26 protein-coding genes are annotated in these 25,654 nt (G+C 39.1%); 23 read left to right on the forward strand and 3 right to left on the reverse strand.

Going from position 1 to position 25,654, the window contains the following annotated elements:
• Positions 1–27 precede the first annotated feature (27 nt).
• Entirely contained in the window at positions 28–387 is a 360-nt protein-coding gene (locus tag ACFX4W_RS23800; protein WP_013056084.1) for a YugN family protein, read from the reverse strand.
• Between the two features lie 185 nt (positions 388–572).
• Here ACFX4W_RS23800 and ACFX4W_RS23805 point away from each other — a divergent pair, with 185 nt between their 5' ends.
• The 4 genes from ACFX4W_RS23805 to ACFX4W_RS23820 all read left to right on the forward strand — a co-directional run bounded on the left by ACFX4W_RS23805 (position 573) and on the right by ACFX4W_RS23820 (position 3,802).
• Positions 573–992 (forward strand): CBS domain-containing protein, encoded by a 420-nt coding sequence (locus ACFX4W_RS23805; RefSeq protein WP_013056085.1) that lies wholly within the window; start codon positions 573–575, stop codon positions 990–992.
• 190 nt (positions 993–1,182) lie between these two features.
• Entirely contained in the window at positions 1,183–2,199 is a 1,017-nt protein-coding gene (locus tag ACFX4W_RS23810) for a CAP domain-containing protein (protein ID WP_043979519.1), read from the forward strand.
• 84 nt (positions 2,200–2,283) lie between these two features.
• Complete coding sequence (locus ACFX4W_RS23815; protein ID WP_013082316.1) at positions 2,284–3,060, forward strand: sporulation protein YpjB; 777 nt, start codon at positions 2,284–2,286, stop codon at positions 3,058–3,060.
• Positions 3,061–3,124: 64 nt separating this feature from the next.
• A complete protein-coding gene (locus ACFX4W_RS23820; protein WP_013056088.1) occupies positions 3,125–3,802 on the forward strand; it encodes a zinc metallopeptidase in 678 nt (225 codons plus the stop codon).
• Positions 3,803–3,830: 28 nt separating this feature from the next.
• Here the strand turns inward: ACFX4W_RS23820 and ACFX4W_RS23825 are convergent, their stop codons facing one another.
• Positions 3,831–4,697: a YitT family protein gene (locus tag ACFX4W_RS23825; protein WP_013082317.1), complete on the reverse strand. Its 867-nt coding sequence runs from the start codon at positions 4,695–4,697 to the stop codon at positions 3,831–3,833.
• 312 nt (positions 4,698–5,009) lie between these two features.
• Here ACFX4W_RS23825 and ACFX4W_RS23830 point away from each other — a divergent pair, with 312 nt between their 5' ends.
• The 19 genes from ACFX4W_RS23830 to ACFX4W_RS23920 all read left to right on the forward strand — a co-directional run bounded on the left by ACFX4W_RS23830 (position 5,010) and on the right by ACFX4W_RS23920 (position 22,794).
• Complete coding sequence (locus tag ACFX4W_RS23830) at positions 5,010–5,339, forward strand: nucleotide pyrophosphohydrolase (protein WP_013056090.1); 330 nt, start codon at positions 5,010–5,012, stop codon at positions 5,337–5,339.
• Positions 5,340–5,352: 13 nt separating this feature from the next.
• On the forward strand, positions 5,353–6,153 hold the full coding sequence (gene dapB, locus ACFX4W_RS23835) for a 4-hydroxy-tetrahydrodipicolinate reductase (RefSeq protein ID WP_043979514.1): 801 nt from the start codon (positions 5,353–5,355) through the stop codon (positions 6,151–6,153).
• 12 nt (positions 6,154–6,165) lie between these two features.
• Positions 6,166–6,564 carry a methylglyoxal synthase gene (gene mgsA / locus ACFX4W_RS23840; protein ID WP_013056092.1) on the forward strand — a complete coding sequence of 133 codons (399 nt, stop codon included), beginning with the start codon at positions 6,166–6,168 and terminating at the stop codon, positions 6,562–6,564.
• Between the two features lie 10 nt (positions 6,565–6,574).
• Positions 6,575–7,285 (forward strand): bacillithiol biosynthesis deacetylase BshB1, encoded by a 711-nt coding sequence (gene bshB1 / locus ACFX4W_RS23845; protein WP_016763451.1) that lies wholly within the window; start codon positions 6,575–6,577, stop codon positions 7,283–7,285.
• The gene (bshA, locus tag ACFX4W_RS23850; protein WP_043979511.1) at positions 7,286–8,413 is read left to right on the forward strand and encodes an N-acetyl-alpha-D-glucosaminyl L-malate synthase BshA; all 1,128 of its coding nucleotides are present in this window, start codon (positions 7,286–7,288) and stop codon (positions 8,411–8,413) included.
• Between the two features lie 15 nt (positions 8,414–8,428).
• Complete coding sequence (locus tag ACFX4W_RS23855) at positions 8,429–9,622, forward strand: CCA tRNA nucleotidyltransferase (RefSeq protein WP_028407961.1); 1,194 nt, start codon at positions 8,429–8,431, stop codon at positions 9,620–9,622.
• Positions 9,607–10,596 (forward strand): bifunctional biotin--[acetyl-CoA-carboxylase] synthetase/biotin operon repressor, encoded by a 990-nt coding sequence (locus tag ACFX4W_RS23860; protein WP_013056096.1) that lies wholly within the window; start codon positions 9,607–9,609, stop codon positions 10,594–10,596. Before ACFX4W_RS23855 ends, ACFX4W_RS23860 begins: the two co-directional genes overlap by 16 nt.
• 272 nt (positions 10,597–10,868) lie before the next feature.
• Positions 10,869–11,702, forward strand: coding sequence for a 3-methyl-2-oxobutanoate hydroxymethyltransferase (panB, locus tag ACFX4W_RS23865; protein ID WP_043979506.1), 834 nt, complete (start codon positions 10,869–10,871; stop codon positions 11,700–11,702).
• Position 11,703: 1 nt separating this feature from the next.
• A complete protein-coding gene (panC, locus tag ACFX4W_RS23870) occupies positions 11,704–12,561 on the forward strand; it encodes a pantoate--beta-alanine ligase (RefSeq protein ID WP_043979503.1) in 858 nt (285 codons plus the stop codon).
• Complete coding sequence (panD, locus tag ACFX4W_RS23875; RefSeq protein WP_013056099.1) at positions 12,562–12,945, forward strand: aspartate 1-decarboxylase; 384 nt, start codon at positions 12,562–12,564, stop codon at positions 12,943–12,945. It abuts the gene before it with no gap.
• Between the two features lie 200 nt (positions 12,946–13,145).
• Positions 13,146–15,947, forward strand: a complete 2,802-nt coding sequence (dinG, locus tag ACFX4W_RS23880) for an ATP-dependent DNA helicase DinG (RefSeq protein WP_230184587.1) — start codon at positions 13,146–13,148, stop codon at positions 15,945–15,947.
• 88 nt (positions 15,948–16,035) lie between these two features.
• Positions 16,036–16,833, forward strand: coding sequence for a ComEC/Rec2 family competence protein (locus ACFX4W_RS23885; RefSeq protein ID WP_043979497.1), 798 nt, complete (start codon positions 16,036–16,038; stop codon positions 16,831–16,833).
• 188 nt (positions 16,834–17,021) lie between these two features.
• Complete coding sequence (locus tag ACFX4W_RS23890; RefSeq protein WP_013056102.1) at positions 17,022–17,192, forward strand: YpmA family protein; 171 nt, start codon at positions 17,022–17,024, stop codon at positions 17,190–17,192.
• Positions 17,193–17,203: 11 nt separating this feature from the next.
• Positions 17,204–17,692 (forward strand): cell wall elongation regulator TseB-like domain-containing protein, encoded by a 489-nt coding sequence (locus tag ACFX4W_RS23895; protein WP_013056103.1) that lies wholly within the window; start codon positions 17,204–17,206, stop codon positions 17,690–17,692.
• A gap of 133 nt (positions 17,693–17,825) precedes the next feature.
• Positions 17,826–19,010, forward strand: a complete 1,185-nt coding sequence (locus ACFX4W_RS23900; protein WP_043979493.1) for a pyridoxal phosphate-dependent aminotransferase — start codon at positions 17,826–17,828, stop codon at positions 19,008–19,010.
• A gap of 157 nt (positions 19,011–19,167) precedes the next feature.
• The gene (gene asnS / locus ACFX4W_RS23905; RefSeq protein ID WP_377560174.1) at positions 19,168–20,460 is read left to right on the forward strand and encodes an asparagine--tRNA ligase; all 1,293 of its coding nucleotides are present in this window, start codon (positions 19,168–19,170) and stop codon (positions 20,458–20,460) included.
• A gap of 336 nt (positions 20,461–20,796) precedes the next feature.
• Complete coding sequence (locus tag ACFX4W_RS23910; RefSeq protein WP_016763459.1) at positions 20,797–21,504, forward strand: DnaD domain-containing protein; 708 nt, start codon at positions 20,797–20,799, stop codon at positions 21,502–21,504.
• A gap of 140 nt (positions 21,505–21,644) precedes the next feature.
• Complete coding sequence (nth, locus tag ACFX4W_RS23915; RefSeq protein ID WP_043979488.1) at positions 21,645–22,316, forward strand: endonuclease III; 672 nt, start codon at positions 21,645–21,647, stop codon at positions 22,314–22,316.
• Positions 22,303–22,794, forward strand: coding sequence for a YpoC family protein (locus tag ACFX4W_RS23920; RefSeq protein ID WP_016763461.1), 492 nt, complete (start codon positions 22,303–22,305; stop codon positions 22,792–22,794). Before nth ends, ACFX4W_RS23920 begins: the two co-directional genes overlap by 14 nt.
• Before the next feature lie 35 nt (positions 22,795–22,829).
• On the opposite strand, the gene ACFX4W_RS23925 is transcribed toward ACFX4W_RS23920, so the two are convergent.
• A complete protein-coding gene (locus ACFX4W_RS23925; protein ID WP_377560175.1) occupies positions 22,830–25,640 on the reverse strand; it encodes a transglycosylase domain-containing protein in 2,811 nt (936 codons plus the stop codon).
• Between the last annotated feature and the right edge of the window lie 14 nt (positions 25,641–25,654).

Genomic DNA, 25,654 nt, shown 5'->3' on the forward strand with positions numbered 1-25,654 from the left:
AGTGTGATTCCTGCGCTTTTTCTAATTCTATAGCTGAACGGTTTCAAGCTGTGATTTGATTTGTGTTAATATCTTTTCACACTGTTCTACAAGGGATGGCGGAAAGTATTCGCCGTCACCATATTCTACACCGTGAGGATAATAATGTTTTCCTAGTAGAGGTGTCATAAGATGAATAACAGCATGCCTGCCCCCTACGTCGCCTGAAATAGCATGTCCTTGGACTCGCAAATAGAAGGTATCTCGCTGAAACTCGAATTTTCGATCGTACGTGACGCGTTCATAATCCCATTGTCCGGCGCGGACCAGACCAAATTGATGCATAATCTCATCTAATAAATCTAAATCAACCTTTAATGAATCAAATTTTGCATATTCAAATTTCATATGAACTCCCTCCCAAAACAGATATACCCCAACTAAATCATAAGCCGAATGGATAAAACTTGCAATATCTAATAAGGAAAAATGTAAACGTTATCTATTTTTATTTAAACGTTTTAAATACGAAAGTTTACTAAAAAGTTGGTCACACTATAAAACGAACACACGATGTAAAGGAGGATAAAACAATGAAAACTGTACAAGAGGTAATGACAGCTGATACAGAAACATGCACCACGCTTGATAACGTATATGAAGTAGCAGTGAAAATGAAGGAATGGAATGTAGGAGCAATTCCAATTGTCGATAGAGATCAGCTAGTAGGAATGATTACAGATCGAGACTTAGTTATCAAAGGCATTGCAGAAAAGAAGCCAAATTCAAGTAAAGTAACGGATGTTATGAGTGAAGAGCTTATAACTATTACAGCGGAAGCCTCTGTAGAAGAAGCTTCTAAGCTTATGGCTCAACATCAAATCCGTCGTCTTCCCGTTGTGGAAAATCAAAAGCTAGTAGGGATTGTATCGCTAGGTGATTTATCAACGTTTCGCTATGCAAATGAACGTGCAGGAGAAGCGCTCTCAGACATTTCACAACAAACGCATTAAAAAGCGAAAGCCAACTGTTTGCAGTATATTCGTAAATAGTTGGCTTTTTCTTTTGTTTCCTTCATACCGATAGCTATTTTTTTTTGAATGCATGTATAATAGAGATAAAAATAAGTTAAACAGGTAAAGAAAACAGGTGTAAGGAGAGGAAGAAAAGCTGAAAAAAGTTATTTTTATTCTCGTATTAATAGTGGCATTTGTATACGCGGAGGATTATTTACCTCAGCTAGAAAAATATCTAACGGGTCAAAATATTGAGCAAAACCAAACGGATTCCAAAAGTCAGCCCACACAAGAAGTGGCTTCTTATGAAAAACAAAGTGAAAATATGATGAGGCTCATTGGAGATCATTCAGAACAGTTAATTGGAATGCTTGGAGAGCCGGATCGTATTGATTCTTCTGCATATGGCTATGACTGGTGGATTTACAAAAAGAATCGTCAAACGTATGCGCAGGTAGGAGTAGAAAATAATCAAGTCGTATCTGTATACGTCATTGGCTCAAAAACAAATACAGATCCTTTTGAGATTGGTGAGAAGCGAGAGGAAGTAGAAAAAAGAGTTTCACTTTCATCCGAACTCACGCTTCAAAAAGACGGAAATGAATACCGATTTCGCCTGAGTGAAGAGGATATGAAAATGCGTCCCATTATTAAATATGGAGATGTATACGTCCAACTATATTTTGATCAGTTCCTTAATACAATCTCAAGTATTCGAATTATGGACATGGAGACGCTATTAAAACAGCGTCCGTACGAAATTGTTTATCGCGGCGAACTTCCCACAGCTCCGTCATTGACATCGGAGGAGTGGAAAAGTGTCCAAGAAGGAGAAGAGCAGCAAATTATCGATATTACAAATGTAATTCGAGACCGGTTTCAGCTGTCACCTTTAGCTTGGGACGAAGCCACTGCCGGAGTAGCTTATTTACACAGCAAAGAAATGAGCGACTTAAACTATTTCTCTCACGTTTCACCAGCACAAGGTGATTTAGGCAACCGTCTGCAAAAAGGTGATGTAGTATACCGTATTGCGGGCGAAAATATTGCCTCGAATTATCAGGATGGAATCGCTGCGGTTGAAGGGTGGCTTAATAGTGAGGGACATCGTAAGGCTTTACTCAATAAAGAGTTTACGCGTCTTGGTGTAGGTGTATATGAGAAATATTACACGCAAAACTTTATCACTCCGATGAATGAATAGTAAGATTAAAACTTCCTTTTGAAAATAGGTCTACTCTTGTCCTCTTTCTCATAAGTTTTAGTAGAGGTTAGAGGAGGGACGAGAATGAAAGGAAGAATAGTAGGAATATTGCTCGTACTTTTCTTTGCATATACGACTACTGTACATGCAGCTGAAGGGCAGTGGGAAAAGCTTGATAACTTATCTGATCAAACGCTATCGCTTGTAGAGCAAAAGGAGTATAAAGCAGCCCAACATTTGTTCAGAAACTTTTCGAATGAATTTACCAGTCTCAATACAGCTTCTTTGGGCGTATCGGCCGAAGATATACGTATTTTAACTCTTTGTTATGAACAGGTAGAAAGGTCTCTTTTATCTTCTGATTCCAGTGATGAAGAACGTCTTCAAAAAGCTACTCAATTTCGATTGTTAGTCGATGCGCTGCACAGCAAGCATCAGCCTATGTGGACTGAGCTCGAAGGCAGTATGCTAGCAACATTTAAAGAGATGCGAAATGAAGCGGTAAAAGGAGAACAATCGGCTTATGAAGCGCAGCTTAAGCAATTTTTGAAGGAATATGATATGATCTTACCGAGCGCGCAGGTAGACGTGTCGTCTCCCTACGTACAGCGTGTGAGCGCGGACGTTCACTTTTTACAAACTGAAGGAACGCTAAGTGAGATTAACGATGAGCAGTTTAACCAAATGGAACAAAACTTAAAAGATTTTTTTGAACAAGTAAAAGAAAATCGTACAGACCCGTCTTTTATTTGGGTTACAATTACCACCGGAAGTATTATTATTGCTACACTTTTTTATGTAGGAGCGCGAAAATATTTTGCTGACCAGAAAAGAAAGTCAGCTAGAGGGCGTAATGATTGACGTAAAAGCGCAGAATTGTCTAAAATAAAAGAGTAGTCAAACACATAATGAAAGGTGTGGGTAAATGAGCTTTTTGATTTATTTTCTCATTATTATCCTTGTGCCAATTTGGGCACAGTTTAAGGTGAGAAGTGCTTACAAAAAATATTCACAAGTAAGCAACTCATCAGGAATGACAGGCGCAGAAGTGGCAAGAAAAATTTTGGATGAAAACGGGTTGTACAACGTTCACGTAGAGCCTGTAGGCGGATTTTTATCGGATCACTACGATCCTCGTTCAAAAGTAATTCGTTTATCAGAAGACAACTATTACGGAACGTCTGTCGCGGGCGCTGCCGTTGCGGCTCACGAAGTGGGCCACGCGATTCAAGACAAAGAAAACTATTCGTTTTTACGTCTTCGCCACTCGCTTGTGCCGGTGGCAAGCCTTGGATCAAACGCTTCTTGGATTTTAATTATGATTGGAATTATTGCGTCGATTAAGCCGTTGCTATTGTTAGGTATTATTTTTATGGCAGCAGCGGTCGTATTCCAAGTTGTAACACTGCCTGTTGAATTTAATGCTTCAAGCCGAGCGATGACGCAAATCGTCTCAGTCGGAGCGATTCGAAATGACGAAGAGCGCGAGACGCGTAAAGTGCTTAACGCAGCGGCTTTAACATACGTAGCAGCTGCAGCAGTAGCAGTTCTTGAGTTGGTTCGTTTAATCATGATTTATACAGGAATGAATAACGACGACTAAAAAAAATACCGCATTAGCGGTATTTTTTTTATCTTTCAAGCGGTTTTTTATTTTCATCAAGGGTAAATCCTTCGCCTAAGACATCATGAACATCCGTAACTGCAACGAATGCGTGTGGATCTACAGAAGTAATAACTTGCTTTAAACGGAAAATTTCATTTTTACTAACCACGCAGTATAGCACGTTGGTATCTTGCTTAGAAAAAGAACCTTGTCCTTTTAAAATCGTCACGCCTCGATCCATTTCTTTCATAATTTTATCCGATATGGCTTCGTTATGATTTGAAATGATCGTTGCTCCTTTTGCGGCATACGCGCCGTCTTGCATAAAGTCAATAACCCGTGCAGCGACAAAGACTGCAACAAGTGTGTACATAGCTTCTCTGTAAGATAAATAAATGAGAGACGCACTAATCACAATAAAGTCAAAAAGAAACATCGTTTTCCCCATATTCCACCCGATATATTTTTGAACAACACGTGCGATGATATCGACTCCTCCTGTTGTTCCTCCAAACCTGAAAATAATGCCAAGACCCACTCCAATAAAAACACCGGCAAAAAGAGCTGCTAGAGTCATATCATGACGCAGGGGCATATTCACTGGGAAGCGCTGGAATATCCATAAAAATAGCGATAAGCTAACGACTCCGAGCATGGTATAAATAAATGCTGTTCTCCCTAATAGTTTCCACCCTACAAAAAACAAAGGAATATTTAACACTAAGTTAGAATAAGAGGGATCAATGTTAAATAAGAAAAATAAAAGCAGGGTAATGCCTGTGAATCCACCTTCAGCTAAATTGTTTTGCATGTTAAAATTAACAAGTCCAAACGCAAATATGGCAGCACCAAGCAGTATAAAAATAATATTTTTTAATCTGAGACCTTTCATACTTACAAACCTCCTATGACCGTTTTTGCACTACCTTATCATAAAGGAATATATTTCATTTCGTAAATAACTATCGAAAAGATTTTTGAAAATAGTAAAAAGTGATGATGTTTCTTCTAGTGCTATGTATTAGTAGTATCCTCAATTCGTAAAATATAGACAGATTTTTGAGAATTAAGGGAAACGTGAGGAATATTGTGAAAGAGCATCTGATAAAGGCTTGGTAAGAAGAAGTAATTACACTAAATAATTTGAAGTAAAGATGTTATAATAGTAAGCTGAGTGTACTTCTAAAAGAGGTGAAATAAAAAGATGTCAAAAAAAACGATGGAGCAAATGCAGCAAGAAGTTGATGCATATATTAGCCAATTTAAAGAAGGATATTTTAGTCCTCTTGCTATGCTTGCGCGCATGTCGGAAGAAGTGGGCGAATTATCGCGCGAAATTAACCACTATTATGGTGAAAAGCCGAAGAAAACGACTGAAGCAGAACGTACGGTCGAAGAAGAAATGGGCGACATTTTATTTGTATTAATTTGCTTTGCAAATTCATTAAATATCGATTTACAAGAAGCGCATGATCGCGTTATGAATAAATTTAATACGCGTGACAAAGATCGCTGGACGAAAAAAGAAGACTAAGGAGAGAAAAAGAATGGACAAAATTCGAATTGTACTTGCAGGACCAAGAGGTCGTATGGGAAAAGAAGCTGCATTATTAATAGAAGAAACAGAGCATTTTGAATTAGTAGCAGCGGTAGATCGTATCAATGAAGGAAAATACATAAGTGATATTGAAGGAATGCCAAATGTACAAGCACCAATCTACACGGATATTGAGAAATGTTTTCAAGACGTTAAGGCAGATGTTTTAGTTGACTTGACAACACCTGAAATTGGACGCGTTCATACTAAAACAGCCCTAACATATGGAGTAAGACCTGTTGTAGGAACAACTGGCTTTTCAGAAGAAGATTTAAAAGAATTAAAGCAGCTTGCTGAAGAGAAGGAACTTGGCTGTATCATTGCACCTAATTTTGCGATTGGCGCTATTTTAATGATGAAGTTTTCACAAATGGCAGCTAAATACTTTGATGATGTTGAAATTATTGAAATGCATCACGATCAAAAGTTAGATGCACCATCAGGAACAGGCTTAAAAACAGCGGAGCTTATCAGTGAAGTTCGTGAAGCAAAAAAACAGGGTCATCCTGAGGAAAAAGAATTGCTAGAAGGGGCGCGCGGTGCAGATTATGAAGGAATCCGCCTACATAGCGTACGCCTGCCAGGGCTGATTGCTCACCAAGAAGTGATGTTCGGAGGATTTGGACAAACATTAAAAATCCGTCATGATTCATACAACCGTGCTTCTTTTATGTCAGGTGTGAAGCTAGCTGTTGATACAGTTATGAACGTAGACACCCTTGTATATGGATTAGAAAATATTATTGACTAAGGAGCGAGAAAAATGAAAATCGCCTTAATTGCACATGATAAAAAGAAAAATGATATGGTCCAATTCACAACAGCCTATCAAGCGATTTTACAGGAACATTCGCTGTTCGCAACAGGAACAACAGGAACGCGTATTTCAGAAGCAACAGGTTTGAAGGTTCACCGCTTTCAATCAGGACCGCTTGGAGGAGATCAGGAGATAGGAGCTTTAATTGCTCAAAATGAAATGGATATGGTTATTTTTTTCCGCGATCCGTTAACAGCTCAGCCTCATGAACCTGATATTTCAGCTCTGATGCGCCTATGTGACGTCTATGCGGTTCCTCTTGCAACGAATATGGGAACAGCAGAGATTTTAATTCATGGACTTGAACGAGGCGATTTGCATTGGCGTTCAATTATAAAAAAATAGGGTGAAGATAATGAAAGAAACAATAGATATCCTTGCCTTTGGTGCTCATGCCGATGATGTAGAAATCGGCATGGGTGGAACCATTGCAAGAATGAGTGAACAAGGTTTGAAGGTAGTTATTTGCGATTTGACGCAAGCTGAACTTTCTTCAAATGGAACGGTTGAAATTCGAAAACAAGAAGCGTCCAAAGCTGCTGATGTCTTAGGTGTTCATGAGCGAATTCATCTGCATTTGCCAGACAGAGGTTTGGTTTTAAAGGCAGAGTATATAGCTGAAATAGCATCAGTCATTCGCACGTATCAACCAAGGATTATATTTGCTCCTTACTTTGAAGATCGTCATCCTGATCATGGAAATTGTGCAAAGCTTGTAGAAGAGGCCATGTTTTCCGCTGGCGTTAAAAATTATATCGATTATAAAAAGCAAAAAGCTCATCGTGCTGAGTCTCTTTATTTCTATATGATAAATGGATTTCATAAGCCAGATTTTATCGTAGATGTATCAAGCACGTTTCAAAAGAAAGTAGCTAGTCTAGAGGCTTATGAAAGTCAATTTATAAAAACAGCAGATACGTTTGATACGCCGCTGGTAAACGGATATATTGAAACGGTAGAGAGCAGAGAGCGATTATTTGGCAAAGAAGTCGGGGTAGCATACGGTGAAGGTTTTTTATCTAAAAAACCGATTTTGATGTACGACGATTTAGTAGGTGGAAAATAAATGAAGTTAAAAATTGGTATTACATGTTATGCTTCCGTTGGAGGTTCAGGAGTGGTAGCAACGGAGCTAGGGAAGCTGCTGGCTGAAAAAGGGCACGAAATTCATTTTATTTCCTCTAGCATGCCTTTTAGATTGACGAAAGTATATCCAAATATTTATTTTCACGAAGTAGATGTAAATCAGTACTCCGTCTTTAAATACCCTCCGTATGATTTGGCTTTATCCAGTAAAATGGCTGAAGTGGCTAAAAGAGAAAAGCTTGACATTATTCATACGCACTATGCAATCCCCCATGCCGTTTGCGGGATTTTAGCTAAACAAATGGTGGAGCACGAAGTGAAAATTGTGACGACTCTTCATGGGACAGACATTACGGTTCTAGGAGAGGATCCATCGTTAAAAGATTTAATTAAATTTGGAATTGAGAAATCAGATGCAGTGACGGCTGTATCTCAGTCACTTGTTGATCAAACTCACCATTTGATTAGTCCAGATAAAGAAATTGAAACGATGTATAATTTTATTGATGAACGAGTTTATCATAAAAAAGAAGTGCAGTATTTAAAAGCGGAGTATGGCATATTAGAAAATGAAAAAGTCGTTATTCATATTTCAAACTTTCGTCAAGTCAAAAGAGTTACAGATATAGTCAAAACATTTGCTATTATTAATAAAAAGCTTCAGTCTAAGCTGCTCCTTGTAGGAGACGGCCCTGAAATGACGGTAGTGTCTCAATTAGTAAGAGAGCTAAATCTTCAAGATTCTGTGTTATTTCTTGGGAAACAAGAAAATGTAGCAGAACTATATTCGATTAGCGATTTAAAACTGTTATTATCTGAAAAAGAAAGCTTTGGGCTTGTGCTTTTAGAAGCTATGGCCTGTGGTGTTCCATGCATCGGAACAAATACAGGCGGAATTCCCGAAGTAATTGAACACGAAAAAACAGGATATATTTGCGAAGTGGGAGACGTCGAAGAGGCAGCGAGCAAAGCAATTCAGCTACTTCAAAATGAACAGCTGCATCACCAAATGAGGGAAGCGTCTCTAAGCGCAGTTAATCATAAATTTCATTCAACAGAGATTGTGAGTCAATATGAAAAACTTTATTATAAATTGGTACAGGGTTGAAGAATGGAGGAAGTTATGAAAGAACCGTTCATTCATCCGCTTTATATTATTGAAAAACTGGAGACAGCCGGTTACGAAGCGTATTTTGTTGGAGGAGCGGTCAGGGATCTCATTTTAAATCGCACGATTGGAGATATTGATATCGCTACGTCGGCTAGGCCTGAACAAGTGATGGAACTCTTTCCTAAGACGATTCATGTAGGAATCGAGCATGGTACGGTTGTCGTTGTCCATGAGAACGAGACCTATGAGGTAACCACTTTTCGCTCTGAGGGAGAATATGATGATTTTCGTCGTCCCTCTTCCGTTACGTTTATTTCATCTCTGATAGAAGATTTGCAGCGTCGCGATTTTACAATCAATGCAATGGCTATGAATGCAAAAGGAGAAATCATTGATCCATTTAATGGAAGAGAAGATTTGCGAAATCAGCTGATTCGCACTGTCGGAAATGCTAAAGAACGCTTTCATGAAGATGCTCTTCGTATGATGAGAGCCGTTCGCTTTGTCAGTCAGCTGGCGTTTTCGCTGTCTGATCAAACTAAAAGAGCCATTCAGCAATACGGTGAACTGCTGAGGCATGTTTCTATTGAACGCATTACAGTTGAATTCGAAAAAATGCTGAGCGGAAAGCGTCCGTCTTTAGCATTAGCACTTGTAGCAGATACGGAGCTGTATCGCTACTTGCCCCAATTGAATGTAGATCCGCAAAAATTCCGGTCTGTTTGTGCACACGATTGGATGATGCTTCAGCGAGTATCGGAGTCATGGACACTTCTGGTACATCTACTCGATATTCAAGACAAGCAGGCATTTTTTAAAAGCTGGAAATTATCTAATAAGCAAATTAAAGATATTCAGCTTCAGTCTATTGGCCTTCGAGACGTTTTGGAAAATGGATGGTCAAAACGCATCATGTATACAATTGGAGAGCAGGCCAGCGTAAGCGTGAATCGTATTTTACAACTTCTTCGAAGCAATGAGCATATGAATGAACATGAGCTTCTTTACATCTATAGCGAGCTGCCTATTCATTCTTTAAAAGATTTAGATATAAATGGTCAAGATCTTTTAGTGTGGACAGGTAAAAAGGGTGGTCCATGGGTGTCTCAACTGTTAAAAGAAATTGAGGAGAAAGTTCTATACAATGAGTTAATGAACACGAAATCTTCAATAAGAAAGTGGGTGCAGTCTTGCAGTCAGATATAAGAAGAACGCTGCTTGAAATGTTTACGAACGCAGATGGGGACTATGTCTCCGGCCAAAAGATCAGCGATTTATTAGGCTGTTCAAGAACAGCTGTATGGAAGCATATCGAAGAGCTGCGAAAAGACGGCTATGAACTTGAAGCTGTTCGTAAAAAAGGCTATCGCATTGTAGGGAAGCCGAACAAAGTAAGCAGCAACGAGCTTTTATTAGGGCTCCAAACAACAAAAATCGGTCAGTATATTCATTATGAGGAAAGCGTGCATTCTACTCAGAAAATTGCTCATCGAATTGCTCAAGAAGGAGCAAAAGAAGGAACGGTCGTAGTTGCTGAAGAGCAAACGGCAGGGAGAGGAAGACTTGATAGAGCTTGGTATTCCCCAAAATATACTGGTGCCTGGATGAGTATTATACTGCGTCCTTCTATCCCTCCGCAGCAGGCTCCTCAGCTGACTCTACTATCAGCAGTGGCTGTTGTACAGGCCATTCAAGAAGTGACGAACCTTTCTCCAGACATTAAATGGCCTAATGACGTTTTATTAAATGGGAAGAAGCTAGTTGGGATTTTAACAGAAATGCAGGCTGATTTTGACCGGATTCACTCAGTCATCATTGGAATCGGCATCAATGTGAATCAGCAGGAAACGGATTTTAATGAACAAATCAAACACATTGCCACATCTTTACGTATTGAAAAAGGTGAAGAAATTAATCGTGCGGCTTTGATGCAAGCGTTTTTCTTAAAGTTAGAAACCCTTTACGAAGAATACTTAAAAAATGGCTTTGGTTTAATTAAAGTTCTTTGGGAAACGTATGCGATCAGTATTGGCAAGCGAATTATAGCACGCACGATGACAGCCAACATTGAAGGCTTTGCAAAAGGTATAACAGATGAAGGCGTTCTATTAATTGAAGATGATGAAGGAGTTATACACCGAATTCATTCTGCAGATATTGAGCTCTCTGCTAAAAAATAGTAGAAAAATAAAGAAATTTTTATTATAATACGAGTATCAAGGTAGTATCGCAAGAACTTCACTTGATACTCGTTTTTTTATTTTAAATACGATAATAAATCTGCCTTGATCCATTAAGGACTAGGACAGAGGGATGACGCGTAGGTAAGCACATTAGGTAAAGTGTGCTTTTTATAGATGAAGTCTGTCAAAGTCCTTCTTCCTTTTATAGGTAGAAGGACTTTTTGTGTGCAGACGTGCGCTCATCTCCTCTGAGAAGGAGGAGAAAGTTAGTGAAAACAAAATTAGATTTTTTACGTATGAAACAGCACAATGAACCAATTGTGATGCTGACTGCCTACGATTATCCGTCAGCTAAGTACGCTGAGGAAGCAGGCGTAGACATGATTTTAGTAGGCGATTCTCTAGGAATGGTCGTTTTAGGATATGACTCTACGATTCCTGTAACGGTAGATGATATGATTCATCATACAAAAGCGGTTAAAAGAGGAGCTGCTGATACATTTATCGTCACCGACATGCCATTTATGTCCTATCACGTGTCGAAAGAAGACACGATGAAAAATGCTGCTCGCATTATGCAGGAAAGCGGGGCTCATGCTTTAAAAGTAGAAGGTGCAAAGGATGTTCTTTATACAATTTCAGAATTGACGCAAGCTGGTATTCCGGTTGTGGCACATCTCGGGTTAACTCCTCAGTCTGTCGGTGTCCTGGGCGGTTATAAAGTGCAGGGAAAAGAAGCAAAAGAAGCTAAACAGCTAATCCAAGACGCGATCAAGTGTGAGCAGGCGGGAGCTATTGCTGTTGTATTAGAATGTGTTCCTAAACAAGTAGCAAAACAAGTAGCTGAACGCTTGAGCATTCCAACAATCGGAATTGGAGCAGGAGCTGATACGGATGGTCAAGTACTTGTATACCACGATGTATTAACGTACGGAGTAGAGCGTGTGCCAAAATTCGTTCAGTCATTTGCGAAAATAAATGAGCCTATTTTACAGGGGCTTTCTCAATATGTAAGTGAAGTGAAAAAAAGAGAGTTTCCGAAAGAAGCACATACTTTTTCAATGAAAGAAGAGCAGTTAACGGCACTGTACGGAGGAAAATAAGATGAAAGTCATTACAACAATTAAAGACATGCAGCAGGAGATGAAAAAAGAAAAGCAGCTTGGACGTTCAATTGGATTTGTCCCGACGATGGGCTATTTGCATGAAGGCCATGCTACTTTACTTGGAGCAGCCCGCACAGAAAATGAAGTAGTGGCGCTAAGTATTTTTGTGAACCCGACTCAATTTGGGCCGAATGAAGATTTTGATACGTATCCAAGAGATTTTGAGCGCGATGAGCGCGTGGCAAAAGAAGCTAACGTCGACTATTTATTTTATCCTTCAGTAGAGGAAATGTATAAGTCAAGCCATTCAGTTGCTATAACCGTGACAGATCGTGTAGACGTATTGTGTGGACAGAAGCGTCCCGGCCATTTTGACGGAGTAGCCACGGTACTAACAAAGCTTTTTCACATTGTAACACCAGATCGTGCATACTTTGGTAAAAAAGATGCACAGCAAGTTGCTGTAGTAGATAGCTTAATTGAAGACTTTAATTTCCCAGTGGAGCTTAGAGCAGTAGATACGGTGAGAGAAGCAGATGGCTTAGCTAAAAGTTCTCGTAACGTATATTTAACAGATAAAGAAAGAGAAGAGGCACCTGTTTTATTTAAGAGTTTACAAAGCGCTCTGCAGCTGCTTGAAAGCGGAGAGAAGCACGTAGAAATTATTAAACAGACCATTCGAAAAGAAATTGAGCAATATACGAGCGGTAAAGTGGATTATATCGAGGTTTATACGTATCCAAAGCTAAAACCGATTAAACAAGCCGCTGGCAAAATCATTATTGCTTTAGCTGTTCAATTCTCTAAAGCACGTTTGATTGATAATGTAATTGTAGACGTACAGGGGGATAACTAAATGTTTCGCACGATGATGAACGCTAAAATACACAGAGCTCATGTAACTGAAGCCAACTTAAATTATGTTGGCAGTATCACCATTGATGAAGATATCATCGACGCAGTAGGAATAGCAGCAAACGAAAAAGTCCAAATTGTAAACAATAATAACGGAGCTCGCTTGGAAACTTACGTGATTCCCGGCGAACGCGGGAGCGGCGTAGTTTGTTTAAATGGAGCTGCTGCAAGACTTGTGCAGCCTGGAGATATTATCATTATTATCTCTTATGCGCTCGTGGCAAATGAAGAAGTAGCCCACCATCATCCAACCGTAGCGATTATGAATGAGCAGAATAAAATCCAACAATTGCTTAAACAAGAACCAGCTGGTACAATTCTATAAGAACAGTCCCCCTTTATGAGGGGGATTTTTATTTGAATACATACGCTAGTAAGTGAACGGTATAAACCTCTATACACACTAAAGTAAAACTCTATGTATGAAAGCCTCTCTGTTTTTACGAGAAGGAGTTGCGCTTTTAAAGCATATAGAGCAGGCTTTCACTTTATACTATAAAAAGACAGACTTGCGAGGTGTTGACCGTGAATAAACGCTTTGTTGTGGTAGATCTTGAAACGACGGGACATTCTCCAAAACAAGGAGATAAAATGATTCAATTTGCTGCTGTCATAGTAGAAGACGGCAATATTGTTGAACGTTTTTCTAGTTTTTTAAATCCTGGTATGGATATTCCGCCTTTTATTACACAACTAACTAACATTCAAAATGATATGGTGAAAGATGCGCCTTTATTTGAAGAAATTTCACCTAAAATTATAGAATTGCTAGATGATGCTTATTTTGTTGCGCATAATGTGGCATTTGATTTAACTTTTTTACAAGAAGAACTCTATCAGTGCGGAGAGGAGACGCTTTATAATTCAACCGTAGATACCGTCGAACTGGCCCGGATTTTGCTGCCTACAGTTGATGGGTACAAACTTAGCCAATTAGCTGAGTATTTACATATTGAACATGAAAACCCTCATCAAGCAGATAGTGATGCAGAAGTAACGGCACGCATTTTACTGTTACTAATTGAAAAATTAAAGAAGCTACCTCTAACAACCTTAAAGCAGCTGTATGCGCTAAGCTTGCACTTTAAAAGTGAAATTGGAGAACTGATTCAACAAGTTATAGATGATAAAAGCTATGCCGAGGATGATTCTTATGAATTTATACATGGCATTGCGCTAAACAAATATCAGCCGCATTCAGCTAATGAAAAGCAGCACTCTCATACTTACGAAATATTTGAAACTGAAAAGCAAAAGCTGTTCCATCAGGCTCTGCCATTGTTTGAAGAACGAAAAGGGCAGTGGGAGATGATGAACTTTGTACAAGAGTGCTTTGCAGGTAATGAGCATGCTTTAATTGAAGCCGGGACCGGTATTGGTAAAACCTACGCTTATTTAGTTCCTGCCGTGTTTTATGCTTCTGTTCATCACCGCCCAGTTATTATCTCAACTAACACGGTAACGCTTCAGCAGCAAATCATCGAAAAAGATGTGCCCATTCTAGAAAAGATTGTTCCGTTTCCTGTTACGGCAGCTGTTTTAAAAGGAAGAGAACACTACATTAGTATAAGAAAATTTATTCAGCTCTTAAAAGAGCGCAATAATAATTACGATGCAATTCTTACAAAAGCGAAGCTGCTTATTTGGCTGACGGAAACGGAAACGGGCGATAGCGATGAAATCAACCTGCCTTCTGGCGGCAAACTTTTTTGGGAACAGCTAAATGAAAGCAATCCGTCTCCGAGTGACTTTAAGCATCCTTGGAAACTTTATTCTTTTTATGAACGAGCGCAGAACAGAGCGCAAAATGCCCATATAGTAGTGACAAATCATCGCTTGCTGTTGATGGATGTGATGAGTAATCATGAGCTGCTGCCTGAGTATGAACAGATTATTATTGACGAGGCTCATCACTTAGAAGACATTGCTGGAGAAGAGCTGGGGGAGCGCTTAGATTATTTTGCGGTTCATGCGCTATTAAACCGAATCGGAACCATTCAAGACAAAGGGCTGTTAAAAAAAATTCATCATACGTTTGTAAAGTATAGCATCGAGCTTAACACTGAATTTCTTCAAAACCTGTTTGTGCAGCTCCATTCTGAGTGCGATGACTTATTTCGTTTGATTCATTCTTTTGTCCAAAAAAGAATCGGCAATCAGCAGGGCGAGATTGGAAGAAGCAGCTATCGATATAAAGTGGAAAAAGAGCATGGGCATTACTGGACGGCTATTCAAGAAGCAGCGTCGCGCATTCGTTTTTTAATTCACGATCTTTTTACATGGAATGATGGGGCAAGACATTCCTTTGACGAACTATATGACAAAGTCACAAAAAATGAACAGTCGTCTCTTCATGAATTTCAAACGGCTGTTAAAGGATTTGAACACATATCTCAGCAAATAGAAAAGCTTTTGTTCAAACAGCAGAGTCATCACGTAACGTGGTTTGAGATTGAACCAAAAGGAGCAGCGAATGCTACGTATATCTATAGTCAGCCTACTTCCATTGCCGATACGCTGGCTGATGAATTTTTCGCCAAGAAACAAAGCGTTATTTTAACATCGGCTACATTGACGGTGAATGGAACATTTGATTATTTAATTCAAGAGCTAGGGTTATATGACTTTCAGCCTGCTCAACTCATTCTCCCTTCTGAGTTTGATTATGAGAAGCAAGCTAGAGTCTATATTCCTCAAGATATGCCTGCTGTTAACGAAGTATCATTATATGAGTATAGCGCTATGATGGCAGAAAGTATTCTTGACGTAGCTAAAGTAACAAATGGTCGTATGCTGGTGCTTTTTACTTCATATGACATGCTGAAAGCTACGTATGGTTATTTAAAAGAGTTAAACGATCTTGAAGAGTTTGTACTGCTCGGTCAAGGAGTCACAACTAGAAATCGTAATAGACTGCTAAAGGACTTCAGCCAGTTTGAGCATTCCATTCTATTAGGTACAAACAGCCTTTGGGAAGGAATTGATCTGCCAGGAGATTTATTATCATGTCTCGTAATTGTCAGACTTCCTTTTTCATCTCCAAATCAACCTTTGCTGACAGCTAAATTTGAGCAGATGAAAAAAGAAGGAAAAAGTCCTTTTATGAATTATTCACTTCCTCAGGCCGTTATCCGTTTTAAACAAGGATTTGGACGGTTGATTCGTTCGAAAAGTGACCGAGGAGCTATATTTATTTTTGATAATCGTATTACGCGAACAGCATATGGGTACCATTTCCTTCACTCACTTCCAAAAGTCCAGGTTGTTCAAAAAACGTTTTCGAATATCTTACTGGACTACAAAGAATGGTGGAATGAAAAGACTTGAGCATACGCTTAAGTCTTTTTTTATGCATACTGTTTCTTCACTTGAGAGACGATAGTAATATACTATGATAAGCAAATGAGGACATTGTATGATTAAAATATTAATAAGCGCCGTACTGTTTTTTAGTTTTATGAACTGCTCGGTTTCAGCAGCCGTCATTAAAAACGTAGATTTTGGTTTACAAGCTGATGAAGTAGTGATCACCTTTTTACCTCTTTCAGCTGGAGAAGCGAGTCTGATTCAAGACGGAAGCGGTGAGACTATTTTGATAAATACCGGGAATGCATCTTCCTATCCCGAGCTGAAGAAGTGGTTGAAGCGATATAAAGTGAAAAAAATCAACCAATTAGTGATTACGAAACAGCAAAAGTACTATGATTCAAATGTTCAGCGAGCTGTGAATGATTATCATATAGAGCGTATTATTGTCCCCGCTCAGTACCAGGCGGAATTTCAAACAGAGAAGTGGAAAGAAAATGATTTATTTCAGTTAACAAATAATATACACGTTGATATCTTGCATGCATCGAAGCAAAAAATAGCGGCTATGGATCTATTATTTACGATCGGAGAACATCGGATCCTATATGCAATGAGCAGCTCAGATGAAGTAGAAGAAAAGTTTTTACGCATTCCTCTTACCCATGTAGATGTATTGAAAATTCCTGATTTTGGAGAGGGAACGTTTTTTTCGAATGCATTTTTGAAGCAATTAGATACACAGCTTGCCGTTTCTTTTACGAAACCAGGCCGTTCCTATTCCCCTCGACTGCTTTCAAATTTAACAGCTGAATGGATTGAATTGTATGACGTAAGAGAGGGGAGCGCTTACTCTATTAAAATGTCGCTAAAATCCTATGATGTGATGAAATTTTCTGCAAAATAAACAAATTTCCTTTTGCAAAAAGAGGTAAATTCCTTATAATATTATATATGTTTACTTATTTATTCGGTTTTTACGCAAAACGTACAGACGGGATTGATGAGTGAAAAAGATGACGATGGTTTTTGATACCTGTTATAATACGAATATCGTCATTTTTGCGTCGTGATAGACGAGCTAGGAGGTTTACAATGGAAAGTAGGATTGAAGTATTATCAACTGTCCGCGTGGAAAATTCCTCGGATTTATATAAAATTGTTGATAGTTTGAATCGCACGTTGAAAAAGCAAGATTTGATGTTCGGATTAGCGTTAGATGAAGAAGATCAAAGCAAAGCTGTATTTACAATTTATCGTACATAAGTAGGGATTTTATGAAAAAGTTAATTATTGTAGCGGTAGCTGCTGTGCTTTTAATTATCGGAGGCATTTCTTTTAGCATTTATCACTCGTCCGTGAAGGATGTTCAGTCTGCTGAGGAAAAAGCAGCATCCCAAGCAAAAAAAGAATTTAATTTGAAATCTGTCACAAGCACCCAGCCATATTTCGGCAATCATGCATTTTATGTAGTAGAAGGTACAAACCGAAGCAATCAAAAGGTAATTGCTTGGATGCCTAAAAGCAAAAAGCAAACAGCTGTTTTAAAGAAAGCAAGCAGCGGGATCACAAAAGAGAAAGCCATTTCCATTGTGAAAAATGATAAAAACCCGCAGGAAATTAAGTCGGTGCGCCTAGGCATTGAAAATAAAAAGCCGCTGTGGGAAGTAACATATGTGGATAAAGATAAAAAACATTTAACATACTATTATCTTGATTTCTCTAGCGGTGAATTTATAAAACGATACAGCTTATCTCAATCATAAATCGTTTATACCATATGAAATACCATATGTGTCATAATATAAGGTTTCAGCGCTTTATGAAAATGAAGCCAATTTTTTATCTATAATCAGCTCGCGGGCTGATTATAGCTTTAGTTCATAGGGGGAGATTTTAGTGAAGTTAGCAAAACGTGTATCAGCATTAACGCCATCATCAACATTAGCGATTACAGCAAAAGCGAAAGAATTGAAAGCGGCTGGTCATGATGTGATTGGACTTGGAGCAGGGGAACCTGATTTTAATACGCCGCAGCACATTTTAGAAGCGGCTGTTACAGCAATGAATGATGGTCAGACAAAATATACGCCAGCAGGCGGCCTTGCACCATTAAAAGAAGCGGTAATTGAAAAATTCAAACGCGACCAAGGCCTGACGTATTCACCTTCTGAAATTATTGTTTGTACAGGTGCTAAGCACGCACTGTATACGTTATTTCAAGTTCTGTTAGACGAAGGTGACGAAGTGATTATCCCAACTCCTTACTGGGTGAGTTATCCTGAGCAAGTAAAGTTAGCAGAAGGTACACCAGTATTCGTTGAAGGTTCTGAAAATAACGAATTTAAAATCACACCTGAACAATTAGAAGCGGCTATTACTGCTAAAACCAAAGCTGTTATTATCAATTCACCAAGCAACCCAACAGGTATGATTTACACAAGAGAAGAGCTTCAAGCTTTAGGAGAAGTTTGCTTGAAGCACGATATTTTTATCGTATCAGATGAAATTTATGAAAAGCTTGTATATGGTCAAAATGAACATGTATCGATTGCACAGCTTTCACCAGCGTTAAAAGAAAAAACAATTATCATTAACGGTGTTTCTAAGTCACATTCCATGACGGGCTGGCGCATTGGATATGCAGCTGGTGATGCTACAGTTATTAAAGCGATGACAAACCTAGCGAGTCACAGCACGTCAAATCCAACATCTATTGCTCAATATGCAACAATTGCTGCTTATAACGGCACTCAGGAGCCGGTGGAAATGATGCGACAAGCTTTTGAAGAGCGTCTAAACGTAATTCATGAAAAGCTGATTAATATTCCAGGATTCTCATGCTTAAAACCACAGGGTGCTTTCTACTTATTCCCTAATGCAATTGAAGCTGCAAAGTTAACTGGTTTTGATACAGTTGATGCATGGGTAGAAGCTATTTTAGAAGAAGAGAAGGTAGCGCTAGTGCCTGGATCAGGATTCGGTTCACCAGAAAACGTACGTCTTTCTTATGCTACATCACTAGATTTGCTAGAAAAGGCATTGGAACGAATTCAATCATTCATGACTCGTCGCATGAAATAAAAAAGTAACAATAGGTAGAAACAAAAGAGCCTTTTAGCACAAATCACACGTGTTAGAAGGCTCTTTTGGTTTGTTACTTGTTATTATGTTTGTCGAAATGTATAATAGGATGGCATACATAATTACGAAATGTAAGTTTTTTGGAGGGATATTAATCGTGAAAATTACGATTTCAGAAGCAAGCAAGCATGTAGGAAAAGAAGTAACAATTGGTGCTTGGTTAGCGAATAAACGTTCAAGTGGTAAAATTGCCTTTTTACAGCTGCGCGATGGATCAGGATTTATGCAAGGGGTAGTTGTAAAAGCTGAAGTAGAAGAAGAAACTTTTAAATTAGCTAAATCTATGACGCAAGAATCATCACTATATGTAACAGGTGTAGTACGTGAAGATGAGCGCTCACCGTTTGGCTATGAATTAACAGTTACAAGCCTTGAAGTTATTCATGAAGCTGTTGATTATCCAATTACGCCAAAAGAACATGGAACAGAGTTCTTAATGGATAACCGTCATTTATGGCTGCGTTCTAAACGTCAACATGCTGTTATGAAGGTTCGTAACGAAATTATTCGTACAACGTATGAATTCTTTAACGAAAACGGGTTTACAAAAGTAGATCCGCCAATCCTAACAGGAAGTGCTCCTGAAGGAACAACAGAATTATTCCACACGAAATATTTTGACGAAGATGCATATCTTTCTCAAAGTGGACAGCTTTATATGGAAGCAGCGGCAATGGCGCTTGGAAAAGTATTTTCATTCGGTCCAACGTTCCGTGCTGAAAAATCTAAAACACGCCGTCATTTAATTGAGTTTTGGATGATTGAACCAGAGATGGCTTTCTACCAATTCGAAGATAACTTGAAAGTACAGGAAGAGTATGTGTCTCATGTCGTACAGTCTGTTTTAACAAACTGTAAGTTAGAGTTAAATGTACTAGGCCGTGATACATCTAAGTTAGAACAAATTAAAGCGCCATTCCCTCGTATTTCGTACGATGACGCTCTTAAATTCTTACATGAAAAAGGATTTACAGACATTCAGTGGGGAGATGACTTTGGAGCACCGCATGAAACGGCTATCGCAGAAAGCTATGACAAGCCGGTATTCATTACACACTATCCAACGTCATTAAAACCATTTTATATGCAGCCAGATCCAACAAATGAAGACGTAGTATTATGCGCAGATTTAATCGCACCAGAAGGCTACGGGGAAATCATTGGAGGCTCTGAACGTATTCATGATCAAGAGCTTTTAGCTCAGCGTGTAGAAGAGCACAAATTAGATACTGAAACGTATAAGTGGTATTTAGAGCTTCGTAAGTATGGCTCAGTTCCACATTCAGGATTTGGTTTAGGCCTTGAGCGTACGGTAGCATGGATTAGCGGCGTAGAACACGTTCGTGAAACGATTCCATTCCCACGCTTATTAAACCGTCTATACCCGTAAGGAAGTGAAAAAAGTATTCTGACTCTTGTAGTCAGGATACTTTTTTAGCTTTTTTTATGAATTATAAAAAGAAAAGAAAAACGTGGATTTTACTTATATCATAAGGAAACAAAGGCAAACATAGAAAAGAGCCTAACTTAAAAGGGAGTTGCAATTCTCGAAAAAATAAGTTAGTGTAATATTCTTGGAAGGAAGTCATCGTTCGTATATATTTTATATGTGCAGAGCAATGGTACGGTTTCAGCGGAAAGTTTTACATAGAAGCTTTTTTAGCTTCGAATAATTATTACTTTGACTATAAACTTCATGATATACTAACTACTGAGGTGTTCGGATATGAAAAAAGAAACGTTAATTGAATGGTTTGAACAAGGCACAGTTTCAATTCCGAAGCTGCTGTTTAATCACTATAGCGATTTGGGAATGAACGAAACGGAATTCATGACGTTAATGCATATTTATGTTTCCATTGAAGGCGGTGAAGGTTTCCCGACACCTAACGAATTGGCGGCAAAAATGAGTATTTCAAGTGCTGTCTGTATGGATACGCTGCGAGCATTAATTCAGCGCGGCTTTTTATCTATTGAGCAAGATCAACAGCAAAACGCCCTTATTTGTGAACGTTATTCATTAAAACCGCTTTGGGAAAAGCTTATTCATCATATGATGCAAGAAACAAGGGAAGTAGAAAAAAGTGAAGAAGAACAAGAAGAGCTTAATTTATATACAATGTTTGAAAAAGAGTTCGGCAGAGCATTGTCTCCGTTTGAATGCGAAACGCTAGCGATGTGGATTGATCAAGATCATCATGATCCCATTATTATTAAAGCGGCACTAAGAGAGTCGGTGATGTCTGGAAAATTAAACTTCCGGTATATTGATCGGATTTTATTTGAATGGAAGAAAAATGGTATTCAGACCATTGATCAAGCCCGCAAGCATAGCCAAAAATTTCGTCAAAATCAACAGCCCAAAAAACTATCTTCTGTTAACCCTTCTCAGTCTACATCAGCCATTCCTTTTTTTAACTGGCTAGAGCAATGACAGGATAAAAAGCTGCTTCAAGATCCAAGTAATTGAATCTTGAAGCAGCTTTTTTAAAAGAATATGGACAAAAGTAGCATTTGACAGGAACCCTATTGTAAAATAGGAGGGAACTACCTGTAAGGAGAAGGAGAACTAGTATGTTAACGTTAAAACAAATCAGACAGTGCCTAGATGCTATGGCGGAAATGTTTCCTGACGCCCACTGTGAGTTAAATCATCGGAATCCCTTTGATTTAGTCATTGCTGTGGCGCTATCTGCTCAGTGCACAGATGCTCTAGTCAACCGCGTAACAGCGGATTTATTCAAAAAATATCAAACGCCTGAAGACTATTTAGCCGTTTCGTTAGAAGAGCTGCAGCAAGATATTAGATCAATCGGCTTATATAGAAACAAAGCTAAAAATATTCAAAAGCTCTGCCGTATGCTCATTGATGAGTATGGAGGAGAAGTTCCAACAGATCGTGATGAGCTGACCAATCTTCCAGGAGTAGGGCGTAAGACGGCTAATGTTGTTGTATCCGTAGCTTTTGGAGTACCGTCAATAGCAGTAGATACGCATGTAGAACGTGTAAGTAAACGCCTTGGGATTTGCAGGTGGAAAGATTCTGTTTTGGAAGTAGAAAAAACGCTAATGAGAAAAGTTCCGAAAGATGAATGGTCAGTCACGCATCATCGACTTATCTTTTTTGGACGCTATCACTGTAAAGCACAGTCTCCTCAATGTCATGTCTGCCCGCTCCTTGATCTTTGCCGAGAAGGAAAGAAACGAATGAAAGGAAGAGAGAAGAAGACAGATGTTACCGATTGAAGTGCCGTCACATTTCATATGCGAACCATTCTATTCAAAAGAAGACCGGATTCTTGAAGTGGGTGGAAAAAATTATTTTGCTTATGATATTTTATACGATGTACATAAAGAAACGAAAACACCTTGGAGGGATGTTCAAAAGAACATACGGCCATTTTTTGAAAAGTGGGAAACTCAAAGGGAAGAACTGTATACGCTTTTTTCTCTGCGAAAAGCAAAAGAAGCAGCCCCTTGTATGAAACAAGCTGCTGCTATGTATATTAGTTTACTGTTTTGGATTAACGGACAGCCCGTTCGGCGTTTAAATCGGCTGCAAGAAGATATAGCGGACCTAACCTATAAGCCTATTAACTGTGCTGAGAGACTTATGTTTTTGCTGCAGCGAGTTTCTTCTTATCAAGCGTATATTCAGCTGACAGAGTTATTTAATGAGCTACGTAAGCAGTATGCAAAAATGCTTATTCTTCACAAGAAATAAAGCCCCTACACGTGTAGGGGCTTTTTACTGCTACGTTAATTTTCAGTTGTTGGCTCTTGCTGCGGTGTAGCAGGTGTTGACGGCGTCGATGGTGTAGCAGGGGTTGTTGGTGGTGTCTGACTTCCTGAGTCACTTCCACCGTTGTCTGCTGGAGGAGTTGTTGTGCCTCCGTTATTACTGTTGTTGCCGCTATCATTATTGTTATTATTGTTATTATCGGTATTGCCGCTATTGTTACCGCCGTTATTGCTGCCATTATTGTTGTTTTGGTTATCATCCGGCTGAGTAGATGAATCGTCCCCTTGATCAGAGCCGTTGTTTTGATCAGTGTTGCTATTGTCTTCATTTTGATTATCGTTCGTTGTTCCGTCATCTTCAGGCTTAGTAGAATCATCTTCGGTAGCTTGATCTGATGAATCAGGGACTTTTACAGAAGAACTAGCGCTTTCGCCCGTATTTGTTGTTACGGTGAAACTATACGTTGCGCCTGGTGCTGGGTTGGAAATTGTTTTTCCACCGGCTCCTGCGCCAGATGCGAGTTGTTCAGAACCGTTAGGAGATGACATTGTGACTGTAAAGGTCGTATCACTGGCTGCGTTTGACGCTGACCAGTTAACTGAAATTGCTCCTCCGCTATACGAAGCAGTAATTTTTGGCTTCACATCTTTATTGTCTTTTTTCTCTTTTTTGTCCTCTTTTTTATCTTCTTTCTTTTCTTCTTTTTCTTTCTTCACAAACGTTTGAGATACTTTTGTCGGTGCAGTACCGCGTACAAAGTATTCTTTAGTAATTAAGCTCGAAGGAGTAGAGCCGCTTGGGCGTTTTAAGTCTTTGCCCGTTGGTTTTTCCACGGAACGTTCAACTACGCTGTCCGGCTGCTTGAAACTTCCTTTAGGTTTGCCTTCAGAAATATGAGTAATAACATGCTTAAAGATATTTTTTGCCATGCCTGTTTCATTAGGACTTAAAATATAGCCGTCTTTAGCAGTTTCATAGCCTGTCCATACGGAAATCGTATAGTTTGGCGTAAACCCATTAAACCAAACGTCTTTTTCACCAGCGTCTGGAATGTTGTATCGTTTTTTCTCGTCAGCACTAAAGTTTGAAGTTCCGGTTTTACCCGCAATTTCTAATCCAGGTGTACGAACAGCACGAGCTGTACCATATGATTCGTTTACAACAGATTTCATCATGTCCGTCATCATAAATGCCGTGTAATCTTGCATTGCGCGTTTTGATTTTGGTGTTAAATCAATTTCTGTTCCATCTGGGAATTTTACCTTTGTCACTGTATGAGGTGCATTGTACATACCTTCATTTGCAAAAGCGCTATAGGCTCCAGCCATTTGTAGCGGTGTAACACCTGTACGGAAGCCTCCGATAGAATAAGATTCAGAATAAGCTTCGCCGTCTTCTTCGTCTAATTTTAGCCCAAGGCCCGTAGCAAACTCTTTTGCTTTGTCTGCCCCGGTTGCTTGAAACGCTTTTAAAGCAGGGATGTTCAGTGAGCGTCCTAAAGCTTCACGCGCTGAAACCCACCCTTTATAATTGCGTCCGAAATTTCGGATTGGCGTGCCGTTTGAATAATGATATTCTTCATCTTTTATCGGTTGTCCAGTGGACCACTTTAAGTTCTCAATCGCTGGGCCGTAATCTAAGATCGGTTTAATGGTTGAGCCGGGCTGGCGTCTCATATTTGTTGCAAAGTTTAAGCCGCCTGACACACGATTACGTCCGCCTCCAATTGCTTGAATACCGCCTGTTTCATTATCTACAACGACAAGACCTGCTTGGAATTTATCATTCGGGAAGTTGACTACTTTGTTATTCATCACATCATCCACATAGTCCTGAGCATTAGTGTCAAGCGTTGTATAAATTTCTAAGCCCGCAGAAAATGGATCTGCGTCTGTTTTCTTTTTTACTTCTTCGATTACTTGATCAATAAATACATCGTACTTAGATGTTGATTCAGTTTGTTTAGCTAAGTGAGCTTGTACATCTACTTGTTTTGCTTTGTCTGCCTCGGCTTGTGTAATAAAGCCGTTCTTAGCCATTAAGTTTAATACTGTGTTACGGCGTTTAGTAGCATTCTCTGGGTTTGTAACTGGGTTATAAGTAGTTGGCGCTTTTGGTAAGCCTGCCAACATAGCAGCTTCATCAAGAGTTAAATCTTTTACGCTTTTAACTCCGTAAAATTTCTCAGCTGCTCGTTCAATACCGTATACTTCACCTGATGCGAAATATATTTTGTTTAAATACATTTCAAGAATTTGTTGCTTGGAATATTTACGCTCAAGCTGGTAAGCTAACCACATTTCTTGTACTTTACGTTTAACCGTCTTCTTTGGTGATAAGAACGAATTCTTTACCACTTGCTGAGTAATCGTACTACCGCCCTCAGCACCGAAGCCGTTTTTAAAGTTCGCCATTAATGCTCCGCCAATTCGGTAAAAGTCGACGCCATGATGTTTATAAAAACGAACGTCTTCCGTAGCGATAAATGCGTTTTTGACGACTTGAGGGATTTCATCGTATTGCACATATGTACGTTTTTGAGCTCCAATTTCTTTTACAACTGTCTTTCCATCGTTTGCATATACTTTAGATGAAAAAGAGTTTTTTAATACCGAGTCATCAACTTTTGGAGCATCGCTTATCATAGCAAAAAAAGTTCCGACTCCGGCAATGAGCCCGATGATTCCTATCAGTAAAACTGCGGCAACAATTTTACGAAATAGGCCTCCTTTTTTCTTCTTTTTCGGTTTTCCTTGAGATTTACCTTCTGGTTTGTTGTCATTCAAAGCTCTTCGTCGTTCTTCACGAGAGCGATAATTATCTGACATAAAAACTCCTACCT

The organism is Priestia sp. YIM B13489 (assembly GCF_042787645.1).
GTDB lineage: Bacteria > Bacillota > Bacilli > Bacillales > Bacillaceae_H > Priestia > Priestia megaterium.